The sequence below is a fragment of the Xanthomonas sp. PPL134 genome, assembly GCF_040595915.1.
GTDB lineage: Bacteria > Pseudomonadota > Gammaproteobacteria > Xanthomonadales > Xanthomonadaceae > Xanthomonas_A > Xanthomonas_A indica.
Genome location: NZ_JAMDLL010000007.1, coordinates 186,674 through 208,191 on the forward strand (window position 1 = coordinate 186,674; position 21,518 = coordinate 208,191).

General features: G+C 61.8%; 17 protein-coding genes. 6 read left to right on the forward strand and 11 right to left on the reverse strand.

Features of this window, described 5'->3' with window-relative positions; genetic code table 11:
• Window positions 1–125: 125 nt before the first annotated feature.
• From M3U25_RS14240 to M3U25_RS14260, 5 genes are all read left to right on the forward strand, one after another.
• Complete coding sequence (locus tag M3U25_RS14240) at window positions 126–2,366, forward strand: hypothetical protein (protein ID WP_355503043.1); 2,241 nt, start codon at window positions 126–128, stop codon at window positions 2,364–2,366.
• A 191-nt stretch (window positions 2,367–2,557) separates the two neighbouring features.
• Complete coding sequence (locus M3U25_RS14245) at window positions 2,558–3,502, forward strand: NAD-dependent epimerase/dehydratase family protein (protein ID WP_355503041.1); 945 nt, start codon at window positions 2,558–2,560, stop codon at window positions 3,500–3,502.
• Window positions 3,503–3,526: 24 nt separating this feature from the next.
• Window positions 3,527–4,813: an NAD(P)/FAD-dependent oxidoreductase gene (locus M3U25_RS14250; protein WP_355503039.1), complete on the forward strand. Its 1,287-nt coding sequence runs from the start codon at window positions 3,527–3,529 to the stop codon at window positions 4,811–4,813.
• The gene (locus M3U25_RS14255) at window positions 4,810–5,208 is read left to right on the forward strand and encodes a GtrA family protein (protein WP_355503037.1); all 399 of its coding nucleotides are present in this window, start codon (window positions 4,810–4,812) and stop codon (window positions 5,206–5,208) included. Before M3U25_RS14250 ends, M3U25_RS14255 begins: the two co-directional genes overlap by 4 nt.
• Window positions 5,209–5,273: 65 nt before the next feature.
• Window positions 5,274–6,950: a hypothetical protein gene (locus M3U25_RS14260; protein ID WP_355503107.1), complete on the forward strand. Its 1,677-nt coding sequence runs from the start codon at window positions 5,274–5,276 to the stop codon at window positions 6,948–6,950.
• Between the two features lie 314 nt (window positions 6,951–7,264).
• Here the strand turns inward: M3U25_RS14260 and M3U25_RS14265 are convergent, their stop codons facing one another.
• From M3U25_RS14265 to M3U25_RS14315, 11 genes are all read right to left on the reverse strand, one after another.
• On the reverse strand, window positions 7,265–8,116 hold the full coding sequence (locus M3U25_RS14265) for a phytanoyl-CoA dioxygenase family protein (RefSeq protein WP_355503035.1): 852 nt from the start codon (window positions 8,114–8,116) through the stop codon (window positions 7,265–7,267).
• A gap of 48 nt (window positions 8,117–8,164) precedes the next feature.
• Window positions 8,165–9,295, reverse strand: a complete 1,131-nt coding sequence (locus M3U25_RS14270; protein ID WP_355503105.1) for a hypothetical protein — start codon at window positions 9,293–9,295, stop codon at window positions 8,165–8,167.
• Window positions 9,296–9,425: 130 nt separating this feature from the next.
• A complete protein-coding gene (locus tag M3U25_RS14275; protein ID WP_355503033.1) occupies window positions 9,426–11,078 on the reverse strand; it encodes a glycosyltransferase family 2 protein in 1,653 nt (550 codons plus the stop codon).
• Between the two features lie 325 nt (window positions 11,079–11,403).
• Window positions 11,404–13,011 carry a methyltransferase domain-containing protein gene (locus tag M3U25_RS14280; protein WP_355503031.1) on the reverse strand — a complete coding sequence of 536 codons (1,608 nt, stop codon included), beginning with the start codon at window positions 13,009–13,011 and terminating at the stop codon, window positions 11,404–11,406.
• On the reverse strand, window positions 13,001–14,230 hold the full coding sequence (locus M3U25_RS14285; RefSeq protein WP_355503029.1) for an ABC transporter ATP-binding protein: 1,230 nt from the start codon (window positions 14,228–14,230) through the stop codon (window positions 13,001–13,003). The genes M3U25_RS14280 and M3U25_RS14285 overlap by 11 nt, the downstream gene beginning before the upstream one ends.
• Window positions 14,227–15,009: an ABC transporter permease gene (locus tag M3U25_RS14290; protein ID WP_355503027.1), complete on the reverse strand. Its 783-nt coding sequence runs from the start codon at window positions 15,007–15,009 to the stop codon at window positions 14,227–14,229. Before M3U25_RS14290 ends, M3U25_RS14285 begins: the two co-directional genes overlap by 4 nt.
• Complete coding sequence (locus M3U25_RS14295; protein WP_355503025.1) at window positions 15,009–16,205, reverse strand: cystathionine gamma-synthase; 1,197 nt, start codon at window positions 16,203–16,205, stop codon at window positions 15,009–15,011. Before M3U25_RS14295 ends, M3U25_RS14290 begins: the two co-directional genes overlap by 1 nt.
• 84 nt (window positions 16,206–16,289) lie before the next feature.
• Window positions 16,290–17,660: a pyridoxal-phosphate dependent enzyme gene (locus M3U25_RS14300; RefSeq protein WP_355503024.1), complete on the reverse strand. Its 1,371-nt coding sequence runs from the start codon at window positions 17,658–17,660 to the stop codon at window positions 16,290–16,292.
• 191 nt (window positions 17,661–17,851) lie between these two features.
• Window positions 17,852–18,070: a YdcH family protein gene (locus M3U25_RS14305; protein WP_010340228.1), complete on the reverse strand. Its 219-nt coding sequence runs from the start codon at window positions 18,068–18,070 to the stop codon at window positions 17,852–17,854.
• A gap of 334 nt (window positions 18,071–18,404) precedes the next feature.
• Complete coding sequence (locus M3U25_RS14310) at window positions 18,405–19,277, reverse strand: hypothetical protein (RefSeq protein WP_355503103.1); 873 nt, start codon at window positions 19,275–19,277, stop codon at window positions 18,405–18,407.
• 17 nt (window positions 19,278–19,294) lie between these two features.
• Window positions 19,295–19,687: a DUF4398 domain-containing protein gene (locus M3U25_RS14315; RefSeq protein ID WP_048491628.1), complete on the reverse strand. Its 393-nt coding sequence runs from the start codon at window positions 19,685–19,687 to the stop codon at window positions 19,295–19,297.
• Between the two features lie 99 nt (window positions 19,688–19,786).
• Between M3U25_RS14315 and M3U25_RS14320 the strand changes: the two genes are divergently transcribed.
• Window positions 19,787–20,926 (forward strand): PilT/PilU family type 4a pilus ATPase, encoded by a 1,140-nt coding sequence (locus M3U25_RS14320; RefSeq protein ID WP_017907532.1) that lies wholly within the window; start codon window positions 19,787–19,789, stop codon window positions 20,924–20,926.
• Window positions 20,927–21,518: the final 592 nt, after the last annotated feature.

Below are 21,518 nucleotides of genomic sequence, written 5' to 3' on the forward strand. Positions count from 1 at the left end.
CGAGATTTGACATGACCGGTCGACATGCCATGTTCTGCATCACGGCGCCCCTGTCCGAGCAGGGCAACCCAGCAGGAATTTTTGACAGGCTCAGCAGGACCACGGTCTCTGCGGGACGTCGTGTCATGAACCTGGCACTGCTCGTCTGCTTATTGCTGCTTGGAGGCTGCGGCTTCTATCCGGACCCTGCGCTGGGAATCGATGGCGGTTGCGCCCCGACCAACTCGCCGTTCCTGAAGCAGGACGACACCGTCGCGGGCCGCATCAGTTTCTGCGAAGGCGCCGACGCCTGGGTCGGAACGTTGGAGTCGCGCCCTTATCCTCCCGGCACAAAGCACATCGAGGTCCTGCTGACCGGTTATCCGGGAAATCCCGGTGTGAGCCTCAATGCGGTCACCCGCACGGGAAAGACCGCGCGGATCGCGATTCCCGAGCAACCCCGCGAGCGTTGGGAACGCTTCATGCTGGTGGTTCCCGATGGCATCGCGCAGGAGGGCTACCGCATCCAGGTCGACGATCAGTCTCGCTCTTCTTTCGGCTGGGCCGGCCTCGGCGATTCAATCACGCGTCCCGCCGTGGACCTGGCCGGAGGCATGCTGCCGATGCTGGCTGCCGTGCTGCTGGGGAATGTCTGGTTACTCGCTGTCTCCTTGTGCCTGCCCGCAGGTGCACCTCCGCGTGAGCGTCTGCTCCAGGGCATGCTCGCCGGGGGCTGCGGCTGGTTTGCGATCTTCCTGGGCTATGTGCTTTCCGCCCAGTTAGGCAACGCGCTGGCGTTGCTGATTCTGATTCTCCCCTTCCCGCTCGCGCTGATGATCGGAAGGCATCGACGCATCTCGCTGGCCGACGTCGCCGACATGCAAAAGGGCCTGCTTCCCGCACTCCTGCTTGTCTGCCTGATTCTGTGGATCGGATTGTTTCCCTTCCATTGGGAGGGACAGTTGGATGACGGCCCGGCAGTGCGCTGGAGGCATTTCCCGACCGACGCCTGGTTGCCCATGCTGTTCGGCGACATGCTTGCACGCGGCAGACTGGACATTCCGATGGTAGGGGACTGGCTAAGCAGCGACCGCCCTCCCCTGCAGACGGGGCTTTACCTCATGCTGTACAAGCTGCTGCCTCACAGCCGTGTGCTGGTGTATCAGGGCATCTGCAGTTGGGCGCAGGCACTGGTTCTGCTGCCACTGGCCTCCCTGCTCGCGCGATTCATGAACAAGCGGGCACAAGCAATGGCATTGCTCGTGATGAGCCTGTCGGCGCTGATGTTGCTCAGCACCCTTTTCGTCTGGCCCAAGCTGCTGGCCGCGGCCTTTTCGCTCATCTACTACCTGGCGCTCTTTCCGGCTGAGGGTGCGCCCAGGCGTTGGGGACAAGCAGGCATCGCCGCAGCGCTGGCCATGTTGTCGCATGGCGGCGCGCTGTTCTTCATCGTCGGCGTCGCACTCGTGCACCTGTGTTGGTACAGACGTCAAGGCTTGGCAATGCTGCTGCGAACCGGGCCACTTGCCGTCGCGCTCTACCTTCCTTGGGTCGCCTATCAGCGGTTTGTCGACCCTCCAGGCGACCGGCTCATCAAGTGGCACTTTGCCGACAAGATCGACGTCAGCAACGAGAGCGCCACGCACGCCATTCTCAGCGCCTATTCCCAGCTCACTCCCGGCGCGTGGCTGACAGCACGCCTGCAAAATCTCGGCGTGGTCGTCAAAGGTACGCTATCGGCACCCTACGATGCGTGGAGGATGGCGATGCGACAGGATCCCGCATTCCTTTCCCGTTTTATCGAGGACGACTTCTACCACATGTTCCATTCGATGTGGTTTGCCTCGCCCCTGTTGCTGCTCCCTTGCATTGCCGTGATGTATTTGCGCGACCGCCATCGAGACAGTCAACCGCTCAAGAAGCTGTTGCAGGCATTGACGTCTTTTGCCGTGGTCACCCTGGTGTGGGTGATCGCCATCTTCAAGGGAGGGGTAACGACGACGCACATCGGCGCCTACGCTTCTGTACTGCTGCTGCAGCTCGCCATCCTGGCCGCTGTGTGGCGCACCAGTGTTCTCCTTTTCTATGCGATCTGCCTGGCCAACGTCACTGTGTCCTTGTCAGCCTATGTGCTTGATCGGCAGTTCCTTCCCGGCTTGCAGTCGGCTTACGTACTGGTAAGCGTGTTGCTGTGCGGCGGACTGGCATTGGCAACGCTGATCGCCACAGAGAGTTGCTTCGCAAGGGCGGCACATCCGCCATCGGGAGCATATTCCGATGGCGTGGAAACACCCGAGGCTTTTCCGCAGAGTTCGGTCGTCGGCGCCCCCCTCCTTGAGGTACAGGAGCCCTCCGATTACTCGGGCAAGGAGCAGGTTTCTGTATGATTTTGAACGTGCCCATCCTTCGATTGCGCAGACCTTCTGCACTGTTGCGATCAGAATGTCGCTGAGAATCCGCAGCGATCGGCGAAAGTTCTTCGCTTTCTTTCACAGACAAGCACCGACGTCGGCTCGACTAGCCACTTGCATTGCGCCGACGAACCTTGACTCCATTCATCCGCTTTCGAGTTTGATTCATGGCACAGAAGAATGACAAGATTGTCTTGACCGGCGCTGCAGGGCTGGTGGGGCAGAACCTGATCGTCGAGCTGAAGCGACAGGGCTATACCCGGCTGGTAGCCATCGATAAGCACGCACACAATCTCGGCATCCTGCGAGGCTTGCATGCGGATGTGGAGACGATACTTGCGGATCTGGCCGAGCCGGGCGAGTGGAGCAAGGCGCTTGAAGGTGCTCAGCTCGTCGTACAGTTGCACGCCCAGATCACCGGCAAGACCACCGACCTGTTCACCCGCAACAACCTGACCGCGACCGCGCACGTGCTCGACGCCTGCCGCGCGGCGAAGGTGCCGTACCTGGTGCACATCAGCTCCTCGGTGGTGAACTCGGTGGCCAAGGACGACTACACCAACACCAAGCGCGCTCAGGAGGAGATGGTGGTTGCCAGCGGCCTGCGCCACTGCGTGCTGCGCCCGACCCTGATGTTTGGGTGGTTCGACCCCAAGCACCTGGGCTGGCTGTCGCGCTTCATGGCCAGGACCCCGGTGTTCCCGATCCCGGGCGACGGCAGGTTCATGCGCCAGCCGTTGTACGAGCGCGACTTCTGCCGCTGCATCGCCAAGTGCATCGAACGCGAACCGGATGGCGAGGTTTACGACATCGTCGGCGACACCCGCGTGGACTATGTCGACATCATCAAGACCATCAAGCGGGTCAAGAAACTGCACACCCTGATCGTGCATATCCCGATCGGCTTCTTCGCCTTCCTGCTGCGTGTGTATTCGCTTTTCAGTTCCAAGCCGCCGTTCACTGCAGACCAATTGAAAGCGCTGAGCGCCGGCGACGACTTCAAGGGCGTCGATACGGAAGCGGTGTTCGGCGTACGCCAGACCCCGTTCGAAGACGCGATCCGCGAAAGTTACACCGACCCGCGCTACAGCCACATCGTGCTCAAGCGCTGAACCGTCATACGAGACTTAGACACTATGAGCACATTCGCGATCGTCGGCAGCGGCCCCATGGGCCTGATGGCTGCCATGGAACTGTTGAAGAAAGGCCACCAGGTCGACGTCTACGAACGCGACGACCGCATCGGCGGCATGTCCGCGGACTTCGATTTCGACGGCCTGCGCATCGAGCGGTACTACCACTTCATCTGCAAGACGGATTTCCCGCTGTTCAAGCTGCTCGAGGATCTGAAGCTGTCCGACCGCCTGCACTGGACGGACACCAAGATGGGGTATTACTACCAGGGCAAACTGCACAAGTGGGGAACGCCGTTCGCGCTACTCGGCTTCCCGCACCTGGGGCTGGTCGACAAGATCCGCTACGCCCTGCACGTCATGCACACCAAGGGCATCAGCGACTGGACCGCGCTGGACAAGGAGAACGCGCGCGACTGGATCACCCGCTGGATCGGCCCCAAGGCCTACAAGGTGATGTGGGAAAAGGCCTTCGCCCTGAAGTTCTTCGAGTACCAGAACGACCTGTCCGCGTCATGGATCGGTACCCGCATCAAGCGCGTGGCACTGTCGCGGCGCAATCTGTTCAACGAAAGCATGGGCTATCTGGAGGGCGGCTCGGCCGTGCTGCTGGAGCGCATGGCTGCGGAAGTGACGCGCCTGGGCGGACGCATCCTGCTGTCGCAGCCGATCGAGGAAGTCGCCTCGGTCGATGGCAAGGTCACCGGCATCCGCACCCGCGACGGCCATCATGCCTACGACGGCGTGGTGTCGACGGCGCCCATCCAGTACGTGCCCGGCATGGTGCCCGGCCTGCCCAAGACCTTCGCCGACCAGGTCGCCGCCATCGAGAACATCCCCGTCGCCTGCGTGATCCTGAAGCTGTCCAAGCCGGTCAGCGAGAACTTCTGGATGAACATCAGTGACGACCGCATCGCCATCCCCGGCCTGATCGAGTACAGCAACCTCAATCCCGGCAAGGGCCCGGGCGAGCACATCGTGTATGCGCCGTACTACATGCCCAAGACCCATCCGAAGTGGCAGTGGAGCAACCAGCAGCTGATCGACGAAGTCATCAGTTACCTGCCGATGATCAATCCGGACTTCAAGCCGGAGTGGATCCGCGCCACCCATTGCCATCGCTACGAGTACGCGCAGACCATCTGCCCGCCAGGGTTCCAGGACATGCTGCCGCCGATGAAGACGCCGCTGCAAGGGTTCTACATGGCGGATACGGCGTACTACTACCCGGAAGATCGCTCGATCAACGAGAGCATCGCTGTCGGAGCCAAGCTGGTGGCTGATCTGTGATCGATCAGAAGTTCTTCAAGTTCCTGGTGGCGGGCGGCCTTGCCGCGCTGGTCAATTTTGGATCGAGAATCCTGCTGAATGAGTTTATGCCGTATGCGCAAGCCATCATCATTGCCTACTGCATCGGCATGCTGACTGCCTTTTTGCTGAACCGAATTTTCGTATTCAAGGAATCCAGCAACCACATCCACCAGCAAGCAGCTTGGTTCATCCTCATCAACGTGGCTGCAGCACTACAGACGCTGCTAATCAGTTTGCTTTTCGCCAAGATTATCTTTCCGAAAATGCAGATGAACTTTTATCCTCAGGCCGTTGCTCATGCGATAGGCGTCATTGCCCCGGTTGCAATCAGCTATCTGGGCCACAAGCATTTCACTTTTCGGGGGCATCGATGAATCAGGCAGCTCAACATAGCGCGCCATCACGGCTGCGCGACAGGACGCTGGCTGCGTTCACATTGATGGTGTCACAGCCCGCGCTTGCGGCGATCGCCGCATTGGCCGCTCTTTATGCGCTCTTGGCCGTAGTGGGTGGAATTCTCACGTTCAGCCCCGTCCCGTTCTGGGACATGTGGGATGGCGGACTGGGATTTTATGTCCGCCAGATGACGGATGTCTCGCAGTGGTGGGCGCAGCACAACGAACATCGCATCGTGCTGTCCAGAATCCTTTTCTTCCTCGACTATCGCTATTTCGATAGCAATGGCGCCGTACTGGTCGTTATCAACTACCTGCTTGCGTGCTCGACCTTTGGGCTACTCGCTTGGTGCGCCCTGCAACGCGATGCAAGTCGGAGACAGGATGGGCGCATGATCGCAGCCTTCATCTTGTGCTGCGCACTGCTGTGGACCCAAAGCAACAACCTGACATGGGCATTCCAGAGTCAGTTCTTCCTCGCGAATCTACTGCCCCTGCTCGCCCTGGTGTTGCTGCATGCCTCATGCCGCACGCGCATTCGCGGAAATGCAATCGTGTTCCTGGCAGCCCTGACCGTGGCCGCAATGGCCGCCGTCAGCATGGCAAATGGTGTCTTGGCGGGGGGCGTCGTCGCTGCCGCCTGCCTGCTGGGGCGCCAAAGCTGGCGTCGCAATCTGCTGGCCTGGGCCGTGGCGATTGCTGTTCCGGCATTGTACTTCCACCACTACACGGCCCCTGCCGGACATGGCTCAATCCTGGCATCGCTTCGGACAGAGCCGCTCGAAGTCATCAAGTTCTTCTTCGCTTACATCGGCAGCCCGTTCGCCCACTTGGACGCGAGCGGCTCGCTGCATCTCGGCTGGGCGATCCTCGCCGGTGTTGTGCTATTGACTGCAGGAGCGATCCTGTCCTGGCGCACGCTAGTCAAGCGCCACGACACGGTTGATGTCGATCTTGTCGTCACTCTTTTCCTTGGTTACCTCGTTGCCTCCGCATTTGCGACGGCGGGTAGCCGAGCGCTGTTTGGCCTCGATGCCGCTGTGGCGAGTCGCTACACGACACCTGGTCTATTGGTGCTTGGTTGCGTCCTGATCCTGGCATCACGAAACTTCTTTCGTGAGCGTGCGCTGACAATGCCTTATCAGATCGGCCTCGCGTTGATGGCGCTCGCCTTCCTGCCTTCGCAGTTGACAGCAACGCGTCCGCAACCTTATCTGGACTTCGAGTGGCGCTTCGCCGCCCTGGCGCTCGAATTGGGAGTCAAGGATGAAAAGCAGATCGCGTGGATTTTCCCCGACGCAGCCTGGGCACAGAAAATCGCCGAGCCTGCCGCGAACATGGGTCTAGGCATATTCGCGAAGCCCGGGATTTACGATGCGAAACTCACCTTGGGCGGCAGCTATCCCACGTTACCACTGCAGACCTGTAGCTTGGCCGGGCTGGAAAGCGAGGCTGTCGATGCGTCGACGAACGACTGGATACGCTTGAAGGGCGGACTGATGAATTCCATCCTGCCTCAGAAGATATCCACCGTACTGCTGGTGGACGCAAACAACACCATCGTGGGGCGAGGCCTGCTGGCCGAGCCCAAACAGGATAGCCCAGGCGCCCCCTTCGGCGCTCCGTTCAAGGCCTACCTGATGGGACGCGCACAAACATCCGTTTATAGGATCGTAGTACCGGGATTTTGCACGGTCATGGTCGCCCCCAAGAGCTCATAGGATTCGAGAACGTTGGAAAACTGCGTGGGCACAGGATCATTAGCCTGGCCCACGTCATTTCCACAGTTGCTCCAGAGGTCTAGGCTCCGACATCGACGCGTCATCGTGGACGCATCGTCGTTCACCGTCTGCAGTCGAGCGCTACCAACCGGCGTCGGGGCAACTGCCGCATTGGAATTGCAGCATTCAGCAGTTACAGCCCGTCAGTGAGCAAAGGCAATCACCATCCAAGCTGCAGCCTTGCAGAGGCCAGTGAGCCACCTGTGTCGCTCACTGGCTTCATCACCCGAGCCGCTCCCCACTGGATATTCGCGCTAGTTGTTTGGTGCGAACATCGGGCGCTCCAGCTGGAGCATGAAGCGGCCGCTGATCATCGGCACTTTCCGGATCTCCTTCGGCGCGAAAGGACGGACGCCAAAAAACTCTTCGATGCCATACATGGTCTCCCGTTCGGGCGCACAGTGGAACACCATGCTCTTACGGGTCATACCTGAAGAAAGGATGGGGGTACCCCCATGAGGAAGCTCGGGATGCCAAATGAAGCAATCGCCCTTCTTGATCAGCGCAATTTCCGGCTTGATGCCACGCTTGTGCACTTCCTCAGCCACGCGTCCAATGTAGTGGTTGAACGCCTCGCCCAATCGATCAGCGCCAGTGGCCTGGATGGACTCGATCTCGATCAGATGGCCGCCGGGATAGTACTGTAGCGGCCCTGCTTCAGCATGCACATCCTCTAGCGCGAACCAGATGCCGGCAAAAATGTTGTGAGGACGCGTATGGAAAAATGGCGTATCGCGATGGAGTGCCTGTTCGCTCGACTGTTCGAAGAAAAGAGAGGTCGCAACGAATGCTCGGTCGCCGAAGAACGCGTCGAGGGTTTTCATCACCACAGGCTTCGCGATCGCTGCCCGCGCTCTGTTGCTGACGAGGTGCATGTTGGTCAACCGCGAATGACGCCCAGTTCCCATGACATGCTTGTCTGCCTCCTGGCGGTGTTTCGCCACGTAGCGCGTGAAGTCAGCACAAATGGCATCGCATTCTTTGGCAGACAAGACGCCTGGCAAATGCGCATAGCCACGCTCATGCAGACTACTCACTGCGGCAGCTGCAGCGGCATCGCTTTCCGGCGAACCGCGCTCACTTTGGAACATCTTCAAAAACTTCATCACTATCCCCTGTAACGTAACAAACCACTCAGCCGTTAACGATAACGCCTACACCCGGTCAACCTGGTTTGCACCCCACAGTATCGCCGCATCATCCACCATTGCTGAGAATGCATCGGGCCCTTGGCACACATAGGCATTGTCCAGGGCCGCCAATGGCCCCGAAAGCATCTGCCTCGATTCGCAGACATCGATCTGTCGGCTCAATTCGGCGGCAATAGCCTCAGGCGTCATCGTCTCCAGCGACACGATGTTTGCATGGCTTGATGACAGATCCTTGTTGGCGAAGCGATTGGTGATCACCGACATGCCGAACGCATCCATCTCCAACGGCGGGTAACTGGGATGGGGGGAAACCATCAAAGAGATTCCGAGCGACGATGTGGAGAGCAGATCGGCATACTGATCGATCGAAAGTTTGCCCAGCGCCCGCAGGACGAACGGCCCAAGATCGACATCTGAATCGAGCTCACCGACCGCAAGAACACGCCAGTCGGCACAGCGTGCGTCTGCCCAACCCCACTTCCTCAAACCCTCACACAGGAGCTCAAACGCATTACGAGGCGTTCCCGGACGCGCATACGTGAGGATCACGCGCTCGCGCGGCGTTTGCGGCGTTGAACGCACACGCTCCAGCGCCGTTTTCAGCCCATCGTGAAGCACTGGCTCGAACGTCACCGCCCGCTGATAGCCGAATCCCTGGTGCGCGAAGTAGTCACGCAGAAGCGACGTATTGAAAATGGCGATATCGCGATCTTTGCGGTACGTGCTCATCGCGAGTGCCGACTGGCTGGACCATGCGTAGAATCCCGGCTCATAATCCTGGATCAGGTACATCACTGGGCGATCACTCGCCTGCATCACCGATTGCCAGGTCGCAAGACGTTGAGCCGAATAAGCGGTCCACCACGCCGTCGCCAACCAATGATCACCCGCAGCGACTGACAGCGTCTGCCCATACCTATCATTGAATGCAACGATCTGACGCGGCGCCTCGCTTTCCTCACCACAGCTGACGAGTTGGTGATCCCCAAACCTCGCCAACGCCTCGTCGTCGGGTGCCGAATCGACAAGGATGATCCGCGACTCATCGAAGTAGCGGCAGAGTTCACGATAGATGAGGACCGCGGTGTGGATGCCACCAAAGTAATGCTGCTTGTTGATGGAAGGCAGTATCAAATTAAGCCTACGGCCCTGCCGCTCTTCCGCCCTGGGTTCACAGGGCGTGATCTCCCCGACGCTCGTGCGCACTGGGTCGGATGCAACGACTGCTGTCCTCAACCCACGTGCGGCGCGCCGTAGCAAACGATCAAGCATCTGTCTGCGCTCCTCGCAAGGCCGGCGACGGCGACATGTAATCCAGGTTCGGGCTGTAGAACGGATCTCCGGATTCACGGTATGGCGAATAGGCCTGCGCCGATCGCACGAAATCGCTCTCTGGAATTACGCGCGGATCTCGCGTCTTGGATTCGTGGTGGATAAGGATCGCCTCCGGCACATACACGGTGCGCTTGCCATTCGCCATGGCACGCAGGCACAGTTCCACATCGCTACCGCAGACGACGAATGACTCGTCGAATCCGCCAATGGCGTCGAAGTTAGCGCGCGAGATGGCGACACACGCCCCTGTCACCGCCAGCACTTCGCGGCGCAGAATCGGCGATACGAACAGATGCTGGTGGTGGATCGGCTGCTGCCCCTTGAACACGTGATCGGCCCAGCCCCCCATACCGACAACCACGCCCGCGTGCTGGATGCTGCCATCTGCATACAGGAGCAATGCACCGCATGCGCCGACATCCGGCCTGAGTGCGTTTTCCACCAATCGTTGCAGCCAATCCGCTGAAGCGACTTCGGTGTCATTGTTCAGGAACACGAGCACTTCGCCCTCGGCGCTCGCCGCGGCCAGGTTGTTGAGCGCAGACCAGTTGAACGGCACATCCGCCTGCAGCACGCGAAACCACGATTCGTTGGACATCGCATCAAGCCATTCAAGCGTGGCAGGATCCTTGGACCCATTATCGACAACGATGATTTCGAAACTCGCGTAATCGGTCCTTCCCTGGATCGACTCGATGCATGGCCGCAACAGATCGAGCCCGTCCCGAGTCGGGATGATGATGCTGGCCTTTGGCGCATGCTGTGCGTAGGGATAGCGCACGTCATAACAGAACAAGTGCGGCCCGTCCTCCACCTGGGCGCCGGGGTAGATGGCATCCACATGGTACTGAATCGCACGCTTGCCCGAATCATGAGCATATGGCTTCGAATCGGCGTTCGCCGCGGTGGAGCCCGCGTGCATGCGCCAGTGATACAGCACGCGTGGAACATGCCCTACCTTGGCTCCTGCCGCCACGCAACGCAGCACCAGGTCGTAGTCCTGCGAACCGTCGCATTCGCTACGCGTCAAGCCCACTTGCTTGATCAGATCGTGTTCGAAACTGACCAGGTGCCCCAGGTACATCTGTGCCAGGAACAGGTCGTAGTTCCAATCCGGCTTGAAATACGGATTGCGCAACCTGCCGTCCTCACCCAACATATCGTGGTCGGTATAGACGACAGCGCTTCCTGTCCTGATATGGCAATCCACTACCGCCGCCAACGCATTGCGGTCGAGCACGTCGTCATGATCGAGGAACGTCACCCATTTTCCGCGGGCTGACGCAAGCGCGGCATTGGTGGTGGCCGCGATGCCGGAGCGCGTCTCCGACCGAGTGATGCGCAGGTTGGGAATGCGCTTCTGGAACTCGGCCAGTATTCGGCCCACGTGGGGCTCGTTGGACGCGTCGTCATGGATGCAAATTTCCCAGTTTTGGTAGGTTTGCGTGCGCACGCTCTCGATCGCTTCCCTGAGGAATAGCTCGGGCGTATTGCAGACCGGGATGATGACGCTGATCATCCCGCTGTCAGCGGGAACTTCCATCTGCGGCAATGCGGAGTGCCAGCTTTCGTAGGCATCCAAAGACACCGGTGGTGGAGAGGCCGATCCACCAGAAGCATATGCCGCCATCCGCCTCGCGAAGTGTCGAGGCCCCTTGGCCCCTTCACGAAGACAGGCGCGCACGAGCTGGAAAGGAGATCTCCCTTGCAGACGAGCACGACGCCACGCCCAGAGCAACGAGCTAAGCAGGGCGCGAATTTGCCGAACTACCATGAAACCCCCATTTCAACACCTCAAATCAGTTTGATGCTTCCCTTAGCCAATGAACGGCCAGGCCTGAGCACCACGGTCTTGCCACACACGCCACCAGGTCGCACGATCGCTATCGATTTCAGCTTGAACCTTGTTACTGCTGCTGTGTGCTACCGAGATTGTTGCTGCCGCGCGAGAACGCCGCCATCAGCTTGATCTCCAGGCGCGCCTGCAGATCGCGCATCTCTTTTTCAACGGCCTCGCGGAGCGAACCTGAAGTATCGCGCGCAGGCAATGCCGCCTCGATCTCTTCATCCTTGCTACGAATGGCATCCATTGACGCACTAAGCGCGTCTCTACTCTCCATCAACTCACGGCGAAGCTCATAGACGAACTCCAGGGCAGCTGCATGATCGCGCTCCGGCTGAGAAGATTCATTGCTCATCTCGGCGCCAGCAACACTCCCCTCTTCCTCCGCGGCACTCAATGGACGATCGGCCACGAAACTTTCTCGCCCTGTTTGTTCCAGTTGATCCGCCAACGCGACCCGGTCCCGCTCAGCCTCCGCCGCTTTCTGTTCCGTCAATCTCAGCAACTCGGCCGTTGACTGCCACTCACCCAAAGCGACCCGCAGGTCCTCATCCTTTTGGCGGCAGGCGTCGACGGCCTGCTTCCATCCTTCAGACGCGTTCAGCGCGTCTTGCTGTGCCTGCTTGAATAGAGCGGCAGTTTGCTCCCATTCGCGAGTGATCTCTTTGATCTGGGCCTGTAGATCCGCATTGGCTTCGGCCGTGGATTTCCATCCCGCGGTGGCTTTCGCCACATCAGCCTCTGCGGCCTCCAGACGCTGGATCGTCGCGCTCCACTCCCGCGTCGCCACCTCCAGATCCTTCGCATGGGTCTTGGCGACGTCGGCAGTCGCGGCCCATTCCTGTTCTGAATTGAGCGTGCGGAGAGCGAGCTCTCTCAGGCCAGACGCCAACTGCTCCAGCAAGCCCACGGCTTGATCGTCCGAGGCGCCACGGGCACCCCACCAATCGCGCAATTCCTGGGCCTTTTCCGTATCGCGAAGCCCGATGAAATAGGTCCGGTAACAAGGCCCAACGCAATCGCCAGCGAATACCCGGGTGTTGTAGAGCCTGTCCGCAGCCATTGAAAGGCCTTCCAGCTCGGGAAACTTCACCTTCATGAAGTGAAGGCCCATCAGGCTTTCCCACAACGTCGCGCTTCCCTGTGTCAGCACGACTACGTGCAGTCCCTGATTTTCCAGCACAGAAACCACTTCGGCGGCTTTCACCAGTCCATAGTCACGATGCTCCTGCAGCCACTCGTAGTCGTCGCCAAAAAGCTCTTTCCAACGGTCATTGGCGGCCGCGTCTGCCTGAACCACCCACTCTTCATCCGTAGGGCAGCCAATCACAACGACATCCCCAGCGACTCGCCCCATTTCCGACACGGCAGCGGCACGGAGTTCGCGAGGGATATGTTCAAGCACATCAAGTGAGACAACGGCGCCGTATTCGCCCGATTGGAAAGGCAACGCGGTGGCGTCGGCTACGACGAAATCCTGCTCGTCCCCTTCCACACGTATGTCGGTATACAGCAACCTTGCTTTCGGCAGAAATTCACCCAGCAAGCGCTGCCTGTTCGCACCGACTTCGAGTATTCGGCAATCACCGCGACCAAGCATGCTCAATATCGCAGAAGCCGCGCCGTAGCGCTGGTAGTGATCAAACGCGATGGCTTGGAGATCAACGCCCATGGACACGCCACTCGTGAGAAATGTAGACGAGCCCCTCGCTGAAGTACGGCGCAGCGACGGTGAACTCATTTACCGAAGAAAGATAATCCAAACACACCAGGCCCTTGTCGGTAAAAAGGCCGACATCGATGCGATATGTGCCTGTCAACAACGGCATGGAAGGAATATGGTACGTAATACCGTGAGTTCCACGACCAGCAGGAATATCGATCTGCTCAAGGTGCGTATTCGGGCCAAAGATGTGCTGACCATCCAAGCCTTTTATTGCAACCCCCAAGAGCAAGCCTTCGATCACGTCGTCATTGACCGCGTACTCGATCTCGACTGTCAAAGGCTCGAAGGGCGCCAACATGTCGGTAGATATCGTCGTACGCTCGATGTGAGCAGGCACCGAATCCCGCTTTGCATCGACCTTTTCCGCGACAGCACCCGTATCGCCTGATGGAGGCGCCAGCCGTCCCAGCTCGTAATCCCGGAATCTGTCCGCGACAAAACTCGCCTCGCCATGCAATTTTACGCGCCCCTGCTCAAGCCAGATGGCGGTCTGGCAGAAGCGCTTCACCTGCTCCAGTGAATGCGAGACAAACAGGACGGTGGCTCCACGAGCACGGATCTGCTCGATCCTCGCCAGGCACTTCATCTGAAAGCGGATATCGCCCACAGACAGCGCCTCGTCGATGATCAGCACGTCAGGCTCGGTGTGAATGGCGACCGAGAAAGCAAGCCGTACGTACATGCCGCTGGAATACGTCTTGACCGGGCGGTCGATGAATTCACCGATGTCGGCAAACTCAATGATCTTGTCCAGGCTTTGATCGACTTCCGCATGCGTCAGGCCAAGCAGAGACGCGCTGAGATAGACGTTCTCACGGCCGCTGAAGTCGGGGTTGAAGCCGGCCCCCAGCTCTAGCAATGCCGCAAAACGCCCGCGTATGCGGACGGTGCCTTTGGTCGGCGAAAGTGTGCCGCACAAAATCTGCAGAAGAGTCGATTTTCCGGCACCGTTACGCCCGATGATGCCGACGGTCTCCCCCCTTGGCACAAGCAGGGTGACATCCTCGAGCGCACGAAAGTTGTGGGATGCACGATCACCCGACGGGCGCAACAACGAGAGCAGGCGCTTGAGAGGATGCCCATAGACCGGATAGTCCTTGGTCACCCCACGCATCTCGAGCGCAAGCTTGTTCTCTGGAATTTGGGGAAGCGCAGTACTGGTCATAGGACGTCCGCAAAACCTCGTGATAGGCGCTTGAAAAGCGCATATGCAAGCAGCGCCGCAATGATGGAGATTACGAAATGATTCCCAAGCGCCACCAAATCCAGCGCTTCATGGCCCAGGGTTGTTGCACGCAACTGGCTGATCGGAGTGACCAGGGGATTGAATGCAATAAGACCGGAGACAGACGCCGGCATCGCACTAGGCGGGAAGAAAATCGGACTCAAGAAAAGCAATACGCTGCTCAGGATGCCGACGAACTGACCTACGTCGCGCAGATAGACGCCGAGCGCTGACAGTATCCAGCCGATCGCAAGCAGCATGGGGACCATTTCGAGCAGGATGACAGGCGCCAACAGCGCCTTTGCAGACGGCGCCTCGGAAAGAAATGCCTGAGCCGTCAACAGGATAAGCAAGCTGATCGCCGCCGTGACCAAGGCCCCCGCCACCTTGACAACCACGAGCATGGGCAGCGGGAAAACCACCTTCTTCACGAAGTTCGGCTGCCCGACCACCAGCGTTGGCGAAGTAATAAGAACTTCGGACAGAAACGAGAACGGAATCAACCCAGCAAAGAGCATTAAGGCGAAATCGCCCGAATTCTGCGCGCCTGCCCATCGAGCCTTGAAAATGCCGCTGAACACAAGCGTGTAGACGCACAGCATCAGAATTGGCAGAAGAACCAGCCAAAGAGCGCCGAGAACCGTCGTTTTATACTTTAGAGCAAGCTCGCGCGCGAGCAGTTGGCGGAACAAGAAAATTAGATTTGCATGGCTCTGCATTACCCTTTATCTCCCGCCAAAGCAGCCTGCAAATCCCCACGCAAATCCCCCACATCCTCCACCCCCACGCTCAGCCGCACCAGCGCATCGCTGATGCCGAGCTGCTCGCGCCGCGCGACTGGCACCGAAGCGTGGGTCATCACCGCCGGATGGTTGACCAGGCTCTCCACGCCGCCCAGCGACTCGGCCAGGGTGAACAGGCGGGTGCGCTCGCAGAAGCGCTTGGCCGCGTCGAAACCGCCCTTGAGTACGATGGAGACGATGCCGCCGTAGCCGGTCATCTGCCGGCCGGCCAGGGCGTGCTGCGGGTGCGAGGGCAGGCCCGGGTAGATCACCTTCTCCACCGCCGGGTGCGTCTCCAGCCACTGCGCCAGCGCCAGGGCGTTGTCGCAGTGCGCGCGCATGCGCAGCGGCAGGGTCTTCAGGCCGCGCAGGGCCAGGAAGCTGTCGAACGGGCCCTGCACGCCGCCCACCGAGTTCTGCAGGAAGGCCAGTTGCTCGGCCAGTTCGGCGTTGTCGCCGACCACGGCCATGCCGCCGACCATGTCCGAGTGGCCGTTGAGGTACTTGGTCGCCGAATGCACCACGATGTCCGCGCCCAGCGCCAGCGGCCGCTGTAGCAGCGGCGAGGCGAAGGTGTTGTCGACCACCACCAGCAGGCCGTGCTTGCGCGCGATCGCGGCGATCGCGGCGATGTCCACGATCTTCAGCATCGGATTGGTCGGGGTTTCGATCCACACCATTCTGGTGGTCGGGCGGATCGCCGCCTCGAACGCGGCCGGGTCGGTCAGGTCGACGAAGCCGAATTCCAGCGCGGCGGTGCGCTTGCGCACGCGCTCGAACAGGCGGTAGCTGCCGCCGTACAGGTCGTCCATCGCGATGACGTGGCTGCCGCTGTCCAGCAGTTCGATCACCGTGGCGGTGGCGGCCATGCCGGAGGCGAAGGCAAAGCCGCGACTGCCGCCTTCCAGGGCCGCCACGCAGCGCTCGTAGGCGAAGCGGGTCGGGTTGTGGGTGCGCGAGTACTCGAAGCCCTGGTGCTCGCCGGGGCTGGACTGGGCGTAGGTGGAGGTCGCATAGATCGGCGGCATCACTGCGCCGGTGGACGGGTCCGGGTGCTGTCCGCCATGGATGGCCAGGGTCGCCAGCGCCAGCGCAGGGCCGTCGCCATGGGGGTTCGACGTGTTGTCCGTCATGTGGGGTTACCGGAAAAGGGGCGTGATTCTAGCAGCGCGGTCTGAACGGCCCCATGCAGCGCGGAACCGTTCAGACCACAGGGATTACTGCACCCGGCGGCGCAGGTAGTTGAGCAGGTCGATGCGGGTGATCAGGCCGAGGAAGGCGCCCTCGTTCATCACGATGGCGACCTGGCCGCGGTCGAACACCGGCAGCAGGGCCTCGATCGGCGATTTGACGTCCAGCCGATCGAGCTTGCTGACCATGGCCGTGGCCACGGGGTCGCGGAAACGCGCTTCGTCGCCATATACGTGCAACAAGACGTCGCTTTCGTCGACGATGCCGACCAGCTGATCGCCTTCCATCACCGGCAGCTGCGACACGTCGTACAGCTTCATGCGCTGGTAGGCGGTGGTCAGCAGGTCCTTGGGGCCGACCACCACGGTGTCGCGCTGGCTGTACGGGCGCAGGATCAGGTCGCGCAGGTCGCCATGCTGCGGGCGCTCCAGGAAGCCGTTGTCCAGCATCCAGTAGTCGTTGTACATCTTCGACAGGTACTTGTTGCCGGTATCGCAGACGAACACCAGCACCCGCTTGGGCTCGGTCTGAGCGCGGCAGTACTTCAGCGCCGCCGCCAGCAGGGTGCCGGTGGAGGAGCCGCCGAGGATGCCCTCCTTGGCCAGCAGCTCGCGCGCGGTGTGGAAGCTCTCGGCATCGCTGATCGAGTAGGCCTTCTTGACCCGGCTGAAATCGGAGATGGCCGGCAGGAAATCCTCGCCGATGCCTTCCACCAGCCAGCTGCCGGACTTCTCGCTGACCGTCCCCTGCTCGATGTACTCGGTCAGGATCGAACCGACCGGGTCGGCCAGTACCAGTTCGGTATGCGGCGAGGCGGCGGCGAAGGCGCGCGACAGGCCGGTCATGGTCCCGGAGCTGCCGCAGCCGAACACGATCGCGTCCAGGCGGCCGTCCATCTGCCGCAGGATCTCCGGGCCGGTGCCGAACTCGTGCGCGGCGGGGTTGTCGGGGTTGCCGAACTGGTTGATGAAGTAGGCGCCCGGGGTCTCGGCGGCGATGCGCGCGGCCAGGTCCTGGTAGTACTCGGGGTGGCCCTTGGCTACGTCGGAGCGGGTCAGCACCACCTCGGCGCCCATCGCCTTGAGGTTGAAGATCTTCTCCCGGCTCATCTTGTCCGGGACCACCAGGATCAGCTTGTAGCCCTTCTGCTGGGCGACCAGGGCCAGGCCGATGCCGGTGTTGCCGGCGGTGCCCTCGACCAGCACCGCGCCGGGCCTGAGGTCGCCGCGGCGCTCGGCCGCCTCGATCATCGACAGGCCGATGCGATCCTTGATCGAGCCGCCGGGATTGGCGCTCTCCAGCTTCAGGTACAGCTCGCACACCCCGGTGTCGAGCTTGCTGGCCTTGACGATAGGGGTGTCGCCGATCAGGTCGAGGACGGAGGAGTGAATGGCCATCGGGTCCGAATGCGTCGCGCCGCGGCAGCGGCTGGACCGGGCATTATCCGCGCTCGGGGGTGGAAAGTCAGAGAATGCGCGCGGCACGGACGAAAAAAGCCGCAATCGCGGCTCTCGGAGGGGGATGACGCGGACGGTGGCAAGCCGACGAGGAGGCCAGCCACCGCCCGCGACAAGGGGGAATGGGACGGTCAGTGCGGCTTCTGCTCGTAAAGGCGCAGCAGCTTTTCCTTGGCGGCGAGCTTTTCGCGCTTCATCTGCGCCAGGGTGACATCGTCGATCGGCAGCACGCCGAGCTCGGCGTCCATGCACTTCTTGTCCAAGGTCTTGTGGCGCTGGTAGAGCTGCTTGAACTCCGGATCGGACTTGATCAACGCGTCGATTTCGGTCTGCGGTTGCCCTTCGAACATAGGAATAGCCTCCTTCAGCTAGAAACAAGAACGCCCCGGCCGCTGCGGCACGGGGCGTTGCCTGGGAGCGGAAGCGCGCGAGCCGCCGGCTGCACCGCCGCAACGCCTGGAACCACGGTTCCTGCGACGTCGGACTGCGGTGCGCGCCACTGCGTCATCGGCTCGGACTCCTCCGTTGGCACCAGGCGGCGGGAGTGCCACCTGGAATACCGACCCTACGCTTCCCTACCGCCGCGGACAAGAGAAGCAAGCCCGCTTTGTCGCATTCAGTTGCTCGGCGCTCAGGCCCAGGGAAAAACCCCGTTAAACGCCGATGCAAAAGGGCACGACAGGCTTAGGGCGCGATCACAACCTCGGCCGAACGGGCCTTGGTCGACGCCCCCTTCTTGCCGACCGCCTGCACCCGGTTGGCGGGCACGCCGCCGCTGACCAGGGCCGAGCGCAGGGCATCGGCGCGCTTCTGCGCCACCCCGGCATCGGTGTCGTAGGCTTCGATCCGCACCTTGCCCTTGCTGATCTGCAGGTACTGGGACAGGGCCTTGGCCTGGTTCGTGGCATCGCCCGACAGCGCCGCCTTGCCGGCGCCGAAGGCCGCGCCGGAGAAGGTGAAGACCTCCCCGCGCGACTCGAAGCGCGAGGCCGGCAGCTTGGTGCCGGCGACCAGTTCGGCCTCCTCACGCGCCAGCTTGGCCGACTTCTGCTGCGCGGCGCTGAGCTTGGCGGTCTGCTGCCCGGCGACGCTGGCCAGGGCCGCATCCGCATCTGCCCGCGCAGCCTGCTCGGCCTCGGCGGCCTGGCGCAGGCTCTCGGCCTCCTCGGCCTGGATCTGCGCCTGCACGCGCAGGCGCTCGGCCTCCTGGCGGGCCCGCGCGGCCTCGCGGCGGCTGGCCTCGATCAGCAGGTCGCTGCGGGTCTTCTCCAACTGGTCGACCTGGCGCCGGGCGATTTCGGCGCGGGCCATGGTCTCGGCGATCTCGACCCGGCGCTCGGCCAGGTAGCGCGCCTCGTCGCGCTCCTTGCGCTTGGCGTTGGCGAAGTTGGCCACCGCCTGCTGCGCCTGCAGGCGCTCGTAGGCGGCGACATCGGCGTTGAGCGGATCGGCCTGCAGCGCCACCAGGCGCTGGTTGAGCACGGCCAGTTCCGGGTCGTCGGCCGCCATCGCGCCCAGCGGCGCCAGCAGCAACGCCAGCAGGGCCAGGCGGCGCATTCCGTGCAGGGCCCGGCTCATGGACGGCCCTCCCCGGTGCCCAGGGTCTGTTGCAGTTGGGCCACCTCGGCCTGGCGCTGCTTCAACTGCGCATTGGCCACCGCCTCCTCGCTGCGAGCGCGGGCCAGGTCGGCATCGGCGGCCACGCGCAGCGCCAGCTGCGGCGCGGTCTTGCGCTGGCGGCGGTCGAGCGCGGCCTGCTGCGCCTGTTCCAGGCCCTGGCGGGCGCTGGCCAGCAGGTCCGGCGCGTACTGATCGGCATCGGCCTGGATCGCGCGCTGCACCGCCTGCTGCGCAGACAGCAGTTCCGGCGAGGCCACCTGGGCGAATGCGGCCGGCGCGGCGAACAACGCCAATGCGCAGGCCATCACATACTGCTGACAACGGAAGTGTGCGAAGCTAGTTTTCATCTAGGGGGGCCGTGGACGGAGACGTCGATCACGGCCATTGTCGGAAGCCTGTGGCGCGCTTGCAACGGGCGATTGCGGATCGTTGGGGAACCATTGCGCATGGATATCGGCTATTTCCTGAAGCTGATGACCGAAAAGAACGCCTCGGACATGTTCCTGACCACAGGAGCACCGGTCTATATCAAGATCGAAGGCAAGCTGTACCCGCTCGGCGCCACCGGCCTGCCGCCGGGCATGGTCAAGAAGATCGCCTACTCGCTGATGGACGAAGGCCAGGTGCCGCAGTTCGAGCGGGAGCTGGAATTGAACATGGCCATCGCCCTGCAGGACGCCGGGCGCTTCCGCGTCAACGTGTTCAAGCAGCGCGGCGAGGTCGGCATGGTGATCCGCGCGATCCGCAGCAAGATCCCCAGCATCGAGGAGCTGCACCTGCCGCAGGTGCTCAAGGACGTGATCATGACCCCGCGCGGGCTGGTCCTGGTGGTCGGCTCGACCGGCTCGGGCAAGTCCACCTCGCTGGCGTCGATGATCGACTACCGCAACAGCACCACCACCGGGCACATCCTCACCATCGAGGACCCGATCGAATACCTGCACAAGCACAAGATGTCCATCGTCAACCAGCGCGAGGTCGGGCTGGACACCCACGCCTTCCACAACGCGCTGAAGAACGCGATGCGCGAGGCGCCGGACGTGATCCTGATCGGCGAGATCCTGGACGCGGAGACCATGGAGGCGGCCATCGCCTTCGCCGAGACCGGGCACCTGTGCCTGGCCACCCTGCACTCCAACAACGCCGACCAGACCATCGAGCGCATCCTCAACTTCTTCCCCGAGAGCGCGCACAAGAACGTGCTGATGAACCTGTCGCTGAACCTGCGCGCGGTGATCTCGCAGCGCCTGGTCAAGGACAGCAGCGGCCGCCGCCGGCCGGCCTCGGAAGTGTTGTTGAACACGCCGATGATCCGCGACCTGCTGCGCCGCGGCCAGGTCCACGAGATCAAGCAGGCGATGGAGGAATCGCTGGAGGAAGGCATGGAGACCTTCGACCAGTGCCTGTTCCGCATGGTCAAGCAAGGCCAGATCGAGCAGGAGGAAGCGTTGCGCGCAGCCGACTCGCGCGACGGCCTGGCCCTGAAGTTTCGCCTGTCCGAAGGCGGCAGCGGCGAGCACGATCCCTACGCCGACTACGACAGCGGCCCCAGCGCCGCGCCGCGCATCACCCACGGCTTCGTCTGAGGCGTCGCCGCTTCCTCGTAGGAGCGGCTTCAGCCGCGACCGGGCGTTCGTAGAGGCCTGGTCGCGCTGGTCTCGCAGCGACGGCGGCAACGGCGCCCATCGGCGTCGTCGCGAGGTTGCCCTTGCCGGGGCAAACGCCACTTCCACGCAACTGCGCGTCGGGACTGAAGTCCCTCCCACAGTGCACCCAGGGCGTTCGCTGCAAGCGCTTGTGGAAGCGACTTCGCAGGAGCGGCTTCAGCCGCGACCGGGCGTTCGTAGACGCCTGGCCGGGCTGGTCCCGCAGCGACGGCGGTAATGGCCAGACCGCGGGTGCATCGGCGATCGCTGCGGGGTTGCCCTTGCCTGGGCAAACGTCACTTCCACGCAACTGCGCGTCGGGACTGAAGTCCCTCCCACAGTGCACCCAGCGCGTTCGCTGCAAGCGCTTGTGGAAGCGACTTCGCAGGAGCGGCTTCAGCCGCGACCGTGCGTTCGTAGACGCCTGGCCGGGCTGGTCCCGCAGCGACGGCGGCAATGGCCAGACCGCGGGTGCATCGGCGATCGCTGCGGGGTTGCCCTTGCCTGGGCAAACGTCACTTCCACGCAACTG